Below are 13,317 nucleotides of genomic sequence, written 5' to 3'. Positions count from 1 at the left end.
GCGAGAAACCCCGTCAAGACAACGTTGCGTAGCTTTTGAGCGTTTTGATGCGTTTATTTCGGGCCGATCCGGCCGCTCCCCATCATACGAGGAATCCGTCAGCGCTGACGAGCTTCGTCGACGAGGTCTACGCCACGCTCTCCCGGCTGTTCGCCTATGTCGCCGTGCTCGCGCTGTTCGCCGCCCTCGGCACCTATCTATGGAAGCAACTGCCCGACGCAACGGCGATGGCGGCACCCACTGCCGCAGGCTGGAGCGTCGGTAGCCGCTTAGGACCGGCTTTCGCCGTCAGCAGGCTCGATCCGCGAGATAAAACAGAGACTTATGAAATCCTTCGGCATCCCGAGGGCGGTCGCAAGGACGTCTTCCGTTGGACCGATGCCAATGGCGCGCCGGCCGCCGAGCTGGAAATCTACCGCCCCGGCGGCGAGGTCATGGGGCCCGCGGTCACCGAGATTGCCGGGCGGCTCGACCCGGGCGGCGTCCGCGAGCTCGAGGCCGCCGGCATCGTCGACAGCAAGTTCGGCAGCGTCACCCTGCTGCGCCCCGCACGTCAGGACGGCAGCCGCGCCTGCCTCGGCTTCGTCAAGCAGGCCGACGCGCCCGATCTGCGCATCTCCGGCTGGACCTGCCAGGGCGCCAGCCTGCCGGCCCAGCGCGCCGCGATCATTTGCATGCTGAACCGGCTGACCCTGCTGGCCGCCGGCAACGACCTGCGGCTCGCCGCGCTGTTCGCCCATGCCGAGCTGCGGCGCACCGACTGCGTTACCTCCGGCCCGCCCGCTCTGTCGGCCGACTGGGTGATGGGCAGCGAGAACCCGCTTCTGCGCGGCGCGTTTTAGTGGCGAGACCGTGGCAAGGCACTGGTTTTCATGAAACTTTTGCGCTTGGACACGCATTATCTCTGATGGTGTGGCGCAATTGACCTAGTGACGCCCCACCCTCCATGGCTACAATGTGTTCCGAGTGATTTTGGCTGATACGCCAGCCCCGATGGGGCCGTAATGACGAGGATGCGATGACCTTGAAATTCCCTGCCGCGAACAAGCTCGTGGTGTTGCTTGCCGCGGCTGCCGTCACCGCAACCGCGTTTGGCATGACCGCGGCCAGCGCGCAGCAGACCCCGAGCAAGCGCAAGCAGCAAGAGCAATATGACCGCGACGGCCGCCGCTATTACGGCGCGCAGGGTCCGAACCGGGTCTATCAGCAGGGTCCGCGCACCCGCGTTTACGTCACGACGCGCTCGTGGCTCGACGCGGGCACCGAGGTGCTTCCGGGCGACCGCAAGTTCAACGACTACGCCTATCCGCCGGATGTCGGCTACCCGTCGTTCGCACGCGAGAACAACAACCGCCCGATCGACCGCCAGCCGCTCAGCCCGCCGGCCGACCTCGGCGGCTATCCGCGGAATTTCCCGCTGTACTGAGAATTTCGGCTGATAGCCGATATGAAAATGCCCGGCTCCGGCCGGGCATTTTTGTTGAGCTGTCGTTCCGGGTCGATGCGCAGCATCGAACCTGGAATCTCGAAATTCCCCGATGCGCAATTGCGCATCTGAGGTCTGGTGCTAACGCACCATCCCGGAATGACCGCATAACGCTTACGCGTGCAGCTTCTGCAATTCGCTCAAGATCGCCTCGCCCATCTGCGCCGTGCTGACGGACGTGGTGCCGGCCGACTTGATGTCGGCGGTGCGCAATCCGCTGGCGAGCACCGCCGCGATCGCGGCATCGACCTTGTCGGCGAGATCGCCCATACCAAAAGAGTAGCGCAGCGCCATGCCGAATGAGGCGATCATCGCGATCGGATTGGCGAGGCCTCGGCCTGCGATATCCGGCGCCGAGCCGTGCACCGGCTCGTACAATGCCTTGCGCTCCTTGGTCTTGGCGTCCTCCTTGCCGAGCGACGCCGACGGCAGCAGGCCGAGCGACCCGGTGAGCATCGCCGCGATGTCGGACAGCATGTCGCCGAACAGATTGTCGGTCACGATGACGTCGAATTGCTTCGGTGTCTTGACGAGGTTCATGCCGCCGGAATCGGCGAGCTGATGCTCCAGCGTGACGTCCTTGTATTCGCGGGCATGGACCTGGGTCATGACCTCGTTCCAGAGCACGCCCGACTTCATCACGTTGCGCTTTTCCATCGACGTCACCTTGTTCTTGCGCTTGCGCGCCAGCTCGAAGGCGACGCGGCCGATTCGCTCGATCTCGAAGGTGTCGTAGACCTGGGTGTCGACAGCGCGCTTCTGGCCGTTGCCGATATCGGTGATGGTCTTCGGCTCGCCGAAATAGACGCCGCCGGTGAGCTCGCGCACGATCATGATGTCGAGGCCCTCGACCACCTCGCGCTTGAGGCTCGAGGCATCGGCCAGCGCCGGATAGCACACCGCCGGACGCAGGTTGGCGAACAGCTCGAGATCCTTGCGCAGCCGCAGCAGGCCGGCCTCGGGACGCACCTCGTAGGGAACCGAGTCCCACTTGGGACCGCCGACCGCACCGAAGATCACGGCGTCGGCCGCGGTGGCCTTGGCCATGTCGCCTTCGGAGATCGACACCTTGTGCGCGTCATAGGCCGAGCCGCCGACCAGGCCCTGCTCGGTCTCGAACTTCGCGATGCCCTGCGCATTCAGCCAGTCGATCAGGCGCTGTACCTCGGCCATCACTTCGGGGCCGATGCCGTCGCCGGGGAGAAGCAGCAGTTTATGGGTCGCCATGGTCGTTACCTCTAGGTAGCTGTTTGTCGTCATTGCCGGGCTTGACCCGGCAATCCATCCCGCTTCGAAGAAGTCCTTGAAGATGGATGGATGCCCGGGTCGAGCCCGGGCATGACGAGCGGAGGAAAATCCGGCCGGAGTGCTAAAACGCCCCGCACCGATTGGCAAGGCACCCTGGACGGGGCCAAAATGACCCGCAAAGAGCCAACCGCGCCCCAAAAGAAGCCAACAAGACGGACCTCATGACCGCAGCCATTATCTACGCCTTTGCCTCGGCCATTTTCCTCGGCGCCGGTGTCGTGCTGGCGCAGCTTGGCCTGCGCACCGTTGAGCCGCTGTCGGGCGCCGCGATCAGCGTGCCGTCCTTTACCCTGCTGTTCCTGGTGCTGTCGCCGCTGATCCTGCATGGCGAGCCGGTGGTCTGGCGCGGCCTGCCGATCTTCATGGCGATCGGCCTGTTCTTCCCGGCCTCGCTGACGCTCCTGACCTTCGCCTCGAACCGGGCGCTAGGACCTGTGATCACCTCGACATTGGGCAATCTGGCGCCGCTGCTTGCGGTCGCCGCCGCCGTGGTGCTACTGCACGAGCCGCTCGCGCCGCAACAGCTGATCGGCCTCGTCGTCGCGGTGGCCGGTGCCGCGATCATTACCGTGACCCGGCCCCGCGACCTCGGTCATTGGCGAAGCTGGGCCCTGCTGCTGCCGCTTGCCAGCGCGCTGGTGCGCGGCATCGTGCCGCCGATTGCCAAGCTCGGGCTGGCGATCTGGCCGAGCCCGCTATGGGCCTGCCTGGTCGGCTACATCATGTCCTCGCTGGTGGTGCTGACCGTGCAGCGGATCCGCAAAGGCAGTTTCATGGTGCACGCGCCGCGTGACGGCCGGTTCTGGTTTGCATTGACCGGGATCAGCAACGGGCTCAGCGCGCTCAGCCTGTTCGCCGCGGTCCGCAACGGCCCGATCACGCTGGTGGCGCCGCTCGCAGCGATCTACCCGCTGGTGACCGTGACGATGAGCGCTGTCATGCTCAAGCATGTCGAGATCACCGCGCGGATCGTCGCCGGAACCCTGCTGACCGTGATCGGCGTCGCGCTGGTCCTGATCGCCTGATTGCCCGATACGCAAGACAGTGTTGCTGCCCGTGGCGCTGGGCAGGACCGGCGCGGCCTGCCACAATGGACGCATTGCCGGAGTAAATTGTGAGAGCCCCCTCCCCGTCCTACCCACATCCCGCGCGGCTGATCCTTATTTTGTCGCTCGCACCGACGGTCGGTCTCGGCATCGGCCGTTTCGCCTATTCGCTGGTGCTGCCCGACATGCGCGACTCGCTGGCCTGGTCCTATTCGGCCGCCGGCTTCATGAACACGATCAATGCTGCCGGCTACCTGGTCGGGGCGCTGTTCGCCTCGCGCCTGATCCAGCGCTTCGGGCTCGCCGCATCGGTGCGCTGGTCGACGGTGGCTTGCGCGCTGTCGCTGGCGCTGTGCGCCCTCTCCGGCAATTTCGCCGTGCTGAGCTTCGCCCGCCTGCTGGTCGGCTTCGCCGCCGCGATCGGCTTCGTCGGCGGCGGCGCGCTCGCAGCAACGATCGCGCAATCACGGCCGGAACGCGCCAACTTCCTGCTCAGCCTGTTCTATGCCGGACCGGGCGTCGGCATCCTGGCATCCGGCCTGATCGCGCCGTTCGTGCTCCAGGGTTTTGGCGCGGGCTCATGGTGGATCGTGTGGTGGGCGATGACCTTGCTCTCCGCGATCATGACGGTGCCGCTGCTGCTTGCGCCCTTGCACGCCAATACTGCCGCCGGAGGCATCGTGCGGACCAAATTCGCGGTGATGCCGGTCCTGATCTACCTCGCCGCCTACTTCCTGTTCGGCGCCGGCTACATCGCCTACATGACCTTCATGATCGCCTATGTCCGCGACGGCGGCGGCGGCGCGGGTGCACAGAGCGCGTTCTGGAGCCTGATCGGCGTCAGTGCATTCGTGACGCCATGGGTCTGGCGACGGGTTTTGGCGCTCGACCGCGGCGGGCTCGCCACCACCATCATCCTCGGCGTCAATGCACTCGGCGCGGCTCTCCCGATCTTCGGGCATTCGCCGCTGCTGCTCGCGATCTCGGCGCTGGTGTTCGGCGTCGCATTCTTCGCCGTGGTCGGCTCGACCACCGCTTTCGTGCGTCTCAACTACCCGCCGGAAGCCTGGCCGACCGCGATTGCAGCGATGACCATCGCCTTCGGCATCGGCCAGACGCTCGGCCCGATCGTCGTCGGCGCGATCACCGACGCCGTCGGCAGCCTGTCATTTGCGCTGAACGTTTCGGCCGCGATGCTGGCGCTGGGGGCGGTGCTGTCGGCATTTCAGAGGAAGGTAGGGCCGTGATGACCACTCGTCATTCCGGGGCTCGCGAAGCGAGAACCCGGAATCCATCGTAACGCAGCGCATGCGGTCAAATGGATTCCGGGCCTGCGCCTTGCGGCGCATCCCGGAATGACGACGGCAAGCTAACTCCCGCTGAACGAGTTGTAGCCCTGGTCTTCCCAGTAGCCGCCCTTGTAGTCGTTGGTGACTTCCATCGAGAGCACGTATTTCGGGTTCTTGAAGCCGAGCTTGGTCGGGACCCGGATCTTCATCGGGAAGCCGTAGGCGCGCGGCAGGATCGCGTCGCCGAATTTGAAGGTCATCTGGGTCTGCGGATGCAGCGCAGTGCGCATGTCCAAAGGTGAGTTGTAGCCGTCCTTGTCGGCGCACTGGAACCAGACATATTTGGCGCGCGTGTCGGCGCCGACGAGCTTGAGGAAATCGCGCAAGGGCGTGCCGGTCCAGCTGCCGATCGCGCTCCAGCCTTCGACGCAGATGTGGCGCGTCACCTGCCTGACCTGCGGCAGCTTGTACAATTCGTCGAGCGTCCACGACTTCTTGTTCTCGACCAGCCCGCGCACCTCGAGCTTCCAGTCCGCGCCTGCGATCTCCGGCGCATCGTCGAGATCGTAATAGGCATTGAACGGAAACGGCTTGGTGATCATGCTCTCCGGGAAGGTCGGCGCCAGCGCATCCGGATTGAACATCCAGGCCTGCACCGCGTCGTTGAACTTCGAGACCTTCTTCAGCAATTCCTCCGCCGACGACGAATCGACCACGTCGCAGCCGGTCAGCAGCGTCAGCGCACCGAGGCTGGTGCCGGCGGTGATGAAACGGCGGCGCGTCAGCTCCGGCATCGTCTTCACTGCATCGCGGACGAGCAGCTTCTTGTCGACACCGGGGATCAGGAGTTTTCTGAGACGACCCATCACACCCTCCCTCAGCGCCCGATGATCATGGCGCGCAGGCTTTTCGGCACCAGCAGCGCGAGCGCGACATGGATCACCAGGAAGGCGACGATCAGCGCCATGCAGGTGAAATGAACGTAGCGCGCGATGTCGTAGCCGCCGAACAGCGAGACCAGCCAATGCAACTGCACCGGCTTCCACATCGACAGGCCGGACAGCACGATGACGACGCCGACGGTGATGATGCCGGTGTAGAGCAGCTTCTGCACCGAATTGTACTTGCTGAGATCGTCGTGCGACAGCTTGAAGGTCAGCGCCGCCTTGGTATCGGCAATCACGCCGCCAGGGGCGATCGGCAGCAGCTTCTTGCGGAAGCGGCCGGTGGCGAAGCCGAGCGCCAGATAGATTAGGCCGTTGACCATCAACAGCCACATCGCGGCGAAGTGCCAGAGCAGCGCGCCGCCGAGCCAGCCACCCAGCGTGATGTTCCGCGAGAAGGTGAAGCCGAACAGCGGCGAGGCGTTGTAGATCTGCCAGCCGGACATGATCATCAGGAGCATCGCGAATGCGTTGATCCAGTGCACAATCCGCACCCAGACCGGCTGGATCACCTTCGCGGGCGCCGCGGTCTCTGCCTGGTGGTCGCTGACGGCAAGGCTCGTCATGGAATGTCTCTGCTTGTGGTCGTTACCGGCTTATACGCCGGGAACCGGCGTTCCGTTACGGGGTCGCGCATCATCGGTTCAATATACGCCACCTCATCTGGTCACAAAAATGCGAGCCGGGGCGAGGCTCCGGCTCGCAATCTCGCAAGGCGTTCAGGGACTAAATCAGCCCGACGGGTGTCAGGTCGCCGGCATCAGCACGGTGTCGACCACATGAATGACGCCGTTCGACTGGTTGACGTTGGAGATCGTCACCATCGAGGTGCCGCCCTTGGCATCGACGATCCAGACCTTGCCGTCCTGCTTCTTGACGGTCAGTTCCTCGCCCTCGGCGGTCTTCAGCTTCTTGCCGTCGGTGAGATCGGAGGCTTCGAGCTTGCCGGGCACCACATGGTAGGTGAGGATCTTGGTCAGCGTCGCCTTGTTCTCGGGCTTGACCAGATTGTCGACGGTTCCGGCCGGCAGCTTGCCGAACGCGGCGTTGGTCGGCGCGAACACCGTGAACGGACCCTTGCCTTCCAGCGTGTCGACCAGGCCGGCGGCCTTCACTGCGGCGACGAGGGTGGTGTGATCCTTCGAATTGACGGCATTCTGGATGATGTTCTTGGACGGGAACATCGCGGCGCCGCCGACCATCACGGTCTTTTCCTCGGCGCGGACCGGCGCCACGACGGTGGCAGTGATCGCGAGCGCGCTGAAGGCAGCGGCGGCAAGATAGGCAATACGCTTCGACATGGTTCGTCTCCCGATGGGTAATTCGGCCGGCTCGGTCTCTGCCGGCGATGAAGGGGCAACAACGGCGCGTGTTGATTGTGTGCGTCGTCGTTGGCCTGAGCTACGGGAGGTTTTCCGGGCGGTTTCCGGAAATAACTCTTTGTGATTTCTGAAACCGGTTGGTGCGCGCTCCGTACACGTGGCGGTTCGCGCATTCCATCGAACGGAATGGACGGGTGCGCCGCCGCGAGCAATTTGCTTGCCGCCGTTGTTCGATTGGTTCAGCCTGAGATTGCGGTCAGCTTCGCCGCAGGCGGTCGTGGGGATGCCAATCATGAGCAGCATTACGGCGGATGGGCGCGCCGCGCCTGCGATCACCGATACCGGCAGCGATGTCGGCCCGCTCGAACAGAAGCACCTGCAATACGCCAACTACCGCGCCGTCGCCGGCAGCACTGAGCTGACGAAAACCCATTGGCACATCGCCACCGCCAACGCGCTCGGCTGGGGCTTTGACGGCATGGACGGCGTGATCTTCGCGCTGATCTCGCCGATGGTGATCAAGGAATTCCAGCTGAGCTTGCCGGAATACCGCTCCGGCATGCAGATCGCGCTGTTCGTCGGCATCGCCGGCCTCTATTTCTGGCCGTGGCTTGCCGACCGCTACGGCCGCCGCACCTTGCTCGCGGTCAACATCGCGCTGTTCTCGCTCCTGATGCCGGTCGCGGCGCTGTCGCCGACCTTTGCGGTGTTCGTGATCGCGCGCTCGCTGTTGTTCTTCGCGCTGAACGGCGAATGGTCGCTCGGCTCGATGCTGGTGGCGGAGACCTGGCCGGCCCGGCTACGCGGCCGCGTCATCAGCATCACCCGCTCGGCCTGGTGCATCGGCGCCACGCTCGCCGGCGCGATCACCGGGCTCGTGGCTGCCAATTTCGGCTGGCGCATCGCCGTCATGGTGCCCGGCGTGATCGCGCTGCTCGCGATCTATATCCGCTCTACCTGCCCGGAATCGCCCTATTGGGTGCGGTCGCAGGATCGCAAGCGGCGCATCTCCGAGACGCTGGCGCGCGGCGGCACCGTCAACAACGAGGACAGCGCCTGGTTCGGCAAGGCCAAGTCGGTCGGCATCCGCCAGGTGTTCATGCCCGACGTGCTGCCTTCGACATTGGTCGCGCTGTTCGTTGCCTGCGCCAGCACCTGCATCTACGGCACGGTCGGCGCCTGGATGCCGCTCTACCTCTCGACCGAGAAGCACTGGTCGACCGCCGAATACAGCCTGTTCTACGTGTTCTACGGCCTGTGCGGCTTCCTTGGCCTATGCCTGGTCGGCTGGCTGATCGACAAGATCGGCCGCCGCCGCACCTTCATCATCACCCTGATCGAAGGCGCGATCTTCATGACGCTCTGGGTCTATTCCGAGGACCGCGTGCTGCTGTGGACGTTCGGGCTGCTCTGGTGTCTCGGCTTCCTCGGCTTCTGGGGCCCGAGCACGACGCTCACAGCGGAAATCTTCCCGACCCGGATCCGCGGCGCCGCCAACGGCGTGGTGTGGGCGATCGCCTATTTCGTCGGCTTCGTGCTGTTTCCCTTCGTCTCGATCGCGCTCCAGCAGCACACCGGCTCATTCGCGCTGTCGTTCCTCTGCATTCCCGTGCTGATGATCGCGATGGCGATCGGCGTGTACCTGTTCGTGCCGGAGCATTCCGGCAAGGAGCTGAACGAGATCAGCGAGTGACATTTGTAGGGTGGGTTAGCCGAAGGCGTAACCCACCACTTCTCCCGCCGTTGCGCGAACGGTGGGTTACGCTTCGCTAACCCACCCTACGTTTTTGCGAGCGCGGAAGGACCCGCGGCCTAATCCCGGTTCGCCGGGGTCTGAATAAATCCGCGATTATGCGTCGGGCTGATCAGGATCTCGTTCATGCAGACCCGCGCCGGCATGCTGGCGACGAAGGCGATGGTGCGGCCGCAATCCTCGGGCTGCAGCATTTTGGCCTGCTCGGCTTCGCTCGGCACCACCGGTCGCTGCTTCAGGATCGGGGTTGCGACCTCGCCCGGCGACAGGCAGCAGGCGCGCAGGCCGTTGACGCATTCGTCCATGTTGAAGGAATGGGTCAGCGCCAGCACCGCGTGCTTGGTGGTGGTGTAGGCCGGGCCCGGCATCTTCGAGACGTGGCGGCCCGCCCAGGAGGCGACGTTGATGATGCAACCGTCCTGCTGCTTGCGCATCGTCGGCAGTACCGCGCGCATGCAATAGAGCACGCCGTTGAGGTTGACCTCGACCAGCTTGTCCCAGCCTTCCAGTTCCATGTCGGCCCAGCTGCGCTTCGGCACGTTGATGCCGGCGCTGTTGACCAGGAGGTCGATGCGGCCGTGTTTGCCGACGATCGCCTCGGCAGCCTTGTTGACGTCGGCCTTGTTGCTGACATCGAGCGCGATCGCCTCGGCCTTGCCCCCCTTTTTCGCGATGTTTGCCACCACGCGGTCGAGTTCTTCCTTGCGGCGGCCGGAGATCACCACCGTCCAGCCGTCCGCAGCCAGGAATTCCGCCCCGGATTCGCCGATTCCAGTGCCGCCGCCGGTGACCCAGGCCACGCGTTTCCCATTATTTGTCATGCAAACTGTCTCCGTTGCTTTCCGAAGGGCGTTTTTGCTAATCCAACCGGACCTTTACCGGCGCTTTCGCCCCTCAGGGGATGTTGCATGAACACGACCACCAACGCCAACCTGTTTTCCCGCCTGTTCGACGGCCTCGACGACCCGAACCGGCTCGCGATCGAGCAGCTCGACGGCAGCCGCATCTCCTACGGCGATTTGATCGCACGCGCGGGCCAGATGGCGAACGTGCTGGTGGAGCGCGGCGTCAAGCCGGGCGACCGCGTCGCGGCACAGACCGAGAAGTCGGTCTCGGCCCTGGTGCTCTATCTCGCCACGGTGCGCGCCGGCGGCGTCTATTTGCCGCTCAACACCGCCTATACGCTGAACGAGCTCGAATACTTCATCACCGATGCCGAGCCGTCGCTGGTGGTCTGCGATCCCTCCAAGCTGGAGGGCATCAAGGCGATCGCCGCCAAGGTGGGCGCCAAGGTCGAGACGCTCGACCCGACCGGCAAGGGCTCGCTGACCGAGGCCGCCGACAAGACGCCGAAGGAATTTGCCACGGTGCCGCGCGGCAATGACGACCTCGCCGCGATCCTCTACACGTCAGGCACACACCGGCCGCTCCAAGGGCGCGATGCTGTCGCACGATAATCTGGCGTCGAACTCATACTCGCTGGTCGACTACTGGCGCTTCACCGACAAGGACGTGCTGATCCACGCGCTGCCGATCTATCACACCCACGGCCTGTTCGTGGCGAGCAACGTGACGCTGTTCTCGCGCGCCTCGATGATCCTCCTGCCGAAGTTCGATCCGGACGCGATCCTGAAGCTGATGGCCCGCGCCACCGTGATGATGGGCGTGCCGACCTTCTACACCCGCCTGTTGCAGAACCCCGGCCTCAACAAGGACGCCACCAAGCACATGCGGCTGTTCATCTCGGGCTCCGCGCCGCTGCTCGCCGACACCCATCGCGAATGGTCGGCGCGGACCGGACATGCCGTGCTCGAACGCTACGGCATGACCGAAACCAACATGAACACGAGCAACCCCTATGACGGCGACCGCGTGCCCGGCGCGGTCGGCTTCGCGCTGCCCGGCGTCTCGGTGCGGGTCACCGATCCCGAGACCGGCAAGGAGCTGGCGCGCGAGACCATCGGCATGATCGAGGTCAAGGGCCCGAACGTCTTCCAGGGTTACTGGCGGATGCCGGAGAAGACCAAGTCCGAATTCCGCGACGACGGCTTCTTCATCACCGGCGATCTCGGCAAGATCGACGGCAAGGGTTATGTCCACATCCTCGGCCGCGGCAAGGATCTGGTGATCTCCGGCGGCTTCAACGTCTACCCGAAAGAGATCGAGAGCGAGATCGACGCCATGCCCGGCGTGATCGAATCCGCAGTGATCGGCGTGCCGCATGCCGATTTCGGCGAAGGTGTCACCGCCGTCCTCGTCTGCAGCAAGGGCGCCGACATCAGCGAGGCCTCGGTGCTGAAGGCACTCGACGGGCGGCTGGCCAAATTCAAGATGCCCAAGCGCGTGTTTGTCGTCGACGAACTGCCGCGCAATGCGATGGGCAAGGTGCAGAAGAATATTTTGCGCGATACGTACAAGGATATCTACGCGAAGGGTTGAGGGAGCGCGACGATGTCGCGATAACCGATGAACCGCAAAGAGGCTATTCGGTTGAGTGACCAGCTCATCATCGCCAACGAGGCGATGATGAAAGCCCGAACCGCCATTGCAGAGCTCGGACAAGAGGAGCAGCTCGAATTCGACGGCCCGCTCTTCGAGCTTCTGATTGAGCTGCAATGGCAAGTGATGGCGCCGCTCTACGAGAAGTTTCCTGACTTGCTGCCGTCCGCGCTTCTTGAAGAATTGCCTGTCCCGGCTCCCATCACCGACGTGGCATGGAGCGACGTAAAATTGCCGCGTGGGGCGACCACAGCAGCGCTCGACGATTTCCTCATGTCGCTGCTGGAGCCATATTGGCAGAAGGTCGCGCTGGTTCTAGGCAAAGGCATCGCACGCTCCGACGAGCTGGGATTGCCGTTCAGCTATCACATGATGGCGGCACGTCTGCGATATCTATGGGATACCGGTCGAATCGAAGCTGAGGGTCACCTCCGCTCTCCGACCCAAAGCCAGGTACGGCTGCAGGACTAGCGCGTAGTTTCGTAGCGGATGGAGCGCAGCGAAATCCGGGACCGCTCTAATCAGTTGCGAGAAACCCCGGATTGCGCTGTGCTCCGTCCGGGCTACATGCTCACTTCCCCTTCCCCCTGAAAGGGGGAAGGTCGGGATGGGGGTCAGCCACAGGCGGCGCTACAAGCTGATAGAGCTGATCCCCACCCGCTTTGCTCTGGCGAGCAAAGCGACCTCCCCTTTTCAGGGGGAGGTTATGCAGCGCCCAACAGGCTGATCACAAACCGTCCGCCGACGATGAAGAGATAGGCCCCGAACGCGACCTCCAGCGCGCGCTTCGACATTGCGTGCGCGACCTTGACGCCGAGCGGCGCGGTGACCAGCGTGGTCGGCATCACCAGCAGCGCGCCGATCAGCGAGACATAGCCGAGTGCGAACGGCAGTTGCAGCGCGGAGACGTCGGGAAAGCGCCCGGCGGCAGGCCAGCCGGCATAGACGTAGCCGAGCGCGCCGGGGATGGAGATCAGCACCGCGAGTGCGGACGACGTCGCCACCGCCTGATGGATCGGCCGGCCGTAGAAGGTCATCAAGAGGTTGGCGAACAGGCCGCCGCCGATGCCCATCAATGTCGACAGCAGGCCGACGAAGAAGCCATAGACGCGCATCAAAAATCCCTTCGGCACGTCGTCGCCGAACTTCCAGCTCTCGCGCGCCAATAGCAGCCGTGCCGCCGCCGACCACGCCACCACGACGAACACGATCTTGAACAGCCGCTCCGGCGCAAAGCGCGCGGTGACGCTGCCGGCGGCGACGCCGATCACGATCGGCAGCCACCAGCGCTTCAGGATCTCCATATCGACCGCGCCGCGGCGGTAATGGGCGCGAAACGAGCTCAGCGAGGTCGGGATGATGATCGCGAGCGAGGTCCCGATGCACAGCGGCATCCGCACCTCGAGCGGCACGCCGGCGAGGCGAAAGCATTCGTAGAACACCGGCACCAGGATCGCACCGCCGCCGATGCCGAACAGCCCGGCGAGAAAGCCGGACAGCGCGCCGACCGCGATCAGCAGCAGCGCAAGCTCGAGCAATTCCTTGGGATCGAGGCCGGCCATCATGTCCTTCGCGCAGTGGTTGGCGCCACACGCAGGCATTGGCGCCGTCTCGAGAGTCCGGGGAGACCAATAGCCCCTTTTGGGATTCGGGAGTATCTATGCTGTTGA

The 13,317-nt window shown here is 64.3% G+C and carries 12 protein-coding genes and 1 pseudogene; 7 read left to right on the top strand and 6 right to left on the bottom strand.

The features are described from left to right. Positions 1-47 precede the first annotated feature (47 nt). Both ACVIGA_RS22375 and ACVIGA_RS22370 read left to right on the top strand, forming a co-directional pair. Positions 48-842: a hypothetical protein gene (locus tag ACVIGA_RS22375; protein WP_456668006.1), complete on the top strand. Its 795-nt coding sequence runs from the start codon at positions 48-50 to the stop codon at positions 840-842. A 176-nt stretch (positions 843-1,018) separates the two neighbouring features. Further along, positions 1,019-1,426, top strand: a complete 408-nt coding sequence (locus ACVIGA_RS22370) for a hypothetical protein (protein WP_050402523.1) — start codon at positions 1,019-1,021, stop codon at positions 1,424-1,426. 174 nt (positions 1,427-1,600) lie between these two features. Here ACVIGA_RS22370 and leuB read toward each other — a convergent pair whose 3' ends face one another. After that, entirely contained in the window at positions 1,601-2,713 is a 1,113-nt protein-coding gene (gene leuB / locus ACVIGA_RS22365; RefSeq protein WP_223977626.1) for a 3-isopropylmalate dehydrogenase, read from the bottom strand. A 242-nt stretch (positions 2,714-2,955) separates the two neighbouring features. Here leuB and ACVIGA_RS22360 point away from each other — a divergent pair, with 242 nt between their 5' ends. Both ACVIGA_RS22360 and ACVIGA_RS22355 read left to right on the top strand, forming a co-directional pair. Then, positions 2,956-3,819, top strand: coding sequence for an EamA family transporter (locus ACVIGA_RS22360; protein ID WP_456668005.1), 864 nt, complete (start codon positions 2,956-2,958; stop codon positions 3,817-3,819). Positions 3,820-3,908: 89 nt separating this feature from the next. Continuing rightward, positions 3,909-5,087, top strand: a complete 1,179-nt coding sequence (locus tag ACVIGA_RS22355; protein WP_375777956.1) for a YbfB/YjiJ family MFS transporter — start codon at positions 3,909-3,911, stop codon at positions 5,085-5,087. A 122-nt stretch (positions 5,088-5,209) separates the two neighbouring features. Here the strand turns inward: ACVIGA_RS22355 and ACVIGA_RS22350 are convergent, their stop codons facing one another. The 3 genes from ACVIGA_RS22350 to ACVIGA_RS22340 form a co-directional block, all read right to left on the bottom strand. Continuing rightward, the gene (locus ACVIGA_RS22350; RefSeq protein WP_456668004.1) at positions 5,210-5,995 is read right to left on the bottom strand and encodes a molybdopterin-binding protein; all 786 of its coding nucleotides are present in this window, start codon (positions 5,993-5,995) and stop codon (positions 5,210-5,212) included. An 11-nt stretch (positions 5,996-6,006) separates the two neighbouring features. Beyond that, positions 6,007-6,639 (bottom strand): cytochrome b/b6 domain-containing protein, encoded by a 633-nt coding sequence (locus tag ACVIGA_RS22345; protein WP_456668003.1) that lies wholly within the window; start codon positions 6,637-6,639, stop codon positions 6,007-6,009. A gap of 180 nt (positions 6,640-6,819) precedes the next feature. Continuing rightward, positions 6,820-7,374 (bottom strand): fasciclin domain-containing protein, encoded by a 555-nt coding sequence (locus ACVIGA_RS22340; RefSeq protein ID WP_223977616.1) that lies wholly within the window; start codon positions 7,372-7,374, stop codon positions 6,820-6,822. 313 nt (positions 7,375-7,687) lie between these two features. Here ACVIGA_RS22340 and ACVIGA_RS22335 point away from each other — a divergent pair, with 313 nt between their 5' ends. Then, positions 7,688-9,088 carry an MFS transporter gene (locus tag ACVIGA_RS22335; RefSeq protein ID WP_456668002.1) on the top strand — a complete coding sequence of 467 codons (1,401 nt, stop codon included), beginning with the start codon at positions 7,688-7,690 and terminating at the stop codon, positions 9,086-9,088. Between the two features lie 119 nt (positions 9,089-9,207). Here the strand turns inward: ACVIGA_RS22335 and ACVIGA_RS22330 are convergent, their stop codons facing one another. Next, on the bottom strand, positions 9,208-9,969 hold the full coding sequence (locus tag ACVIGA_RS22330; RefSeq protein WP_456668001.1) for an SDR family oxidoreductase: 762 nt from the start codon (positions 9,967-9,969) through the stop codon (positions 9,208-9,210). 87 nt (positions 9,970-10,056) lie between these two features. Here ACVIGA_RS22330 and ACVIGA_RS22325 point away from each other — a divergent pair. Both ACVIGA_RS22325 and ACVIGA_RS22320 read left to right on the top strand, forming a co-directional pair. Next, a pseudogene (locus tag ACVIGA_RS22325) lies at positions 10,057-11,587 on the top strand (malonate--CoA ligase). Between the two features lie 27 nt (positions 11,588-11,614). Further along, positions 11,615-12,118 (top strand): hypothetical protein, encoded by a 504-nt coding sequence (locus ACVIGA_RS22320; RefSeq protein WP_456668000.1) that lies wholly within the window; start codon positions 11,615-11,617, stop codon positions 12,116-12,118. 233 nt (positions 12,119-12,351) lie between these two features. Here ACVIGA_RS22320 and ACVIGA_RS22315 read toward each other — a convergent pair whose 3' ends face one another. After that, positions 12,352-13,212 carry a sulfite exporter TauE/SafE family protein gene (locus ACVIGA_RS22315; RefSeq protein ID WP_456670860.1) on the bottom strand — a complete coding sequence of 287 codons (861 nt, stop codon included), beginning with the start codon at positions 13,210-13,212 and terminating at the stop codon, positions 12,352-12,354. Between the last annotated feature and the right edge of the window lie 105 nt (positions 13,213-13,317).

It is taken from the genome of Bradyrhizobium sp. USDA 3240, assembly GCF_054063295.1.
Note: the sequence above shows the minus strand (reverse complement) of the source record. Positions and strands in the feature narration are given on the sequence as shown.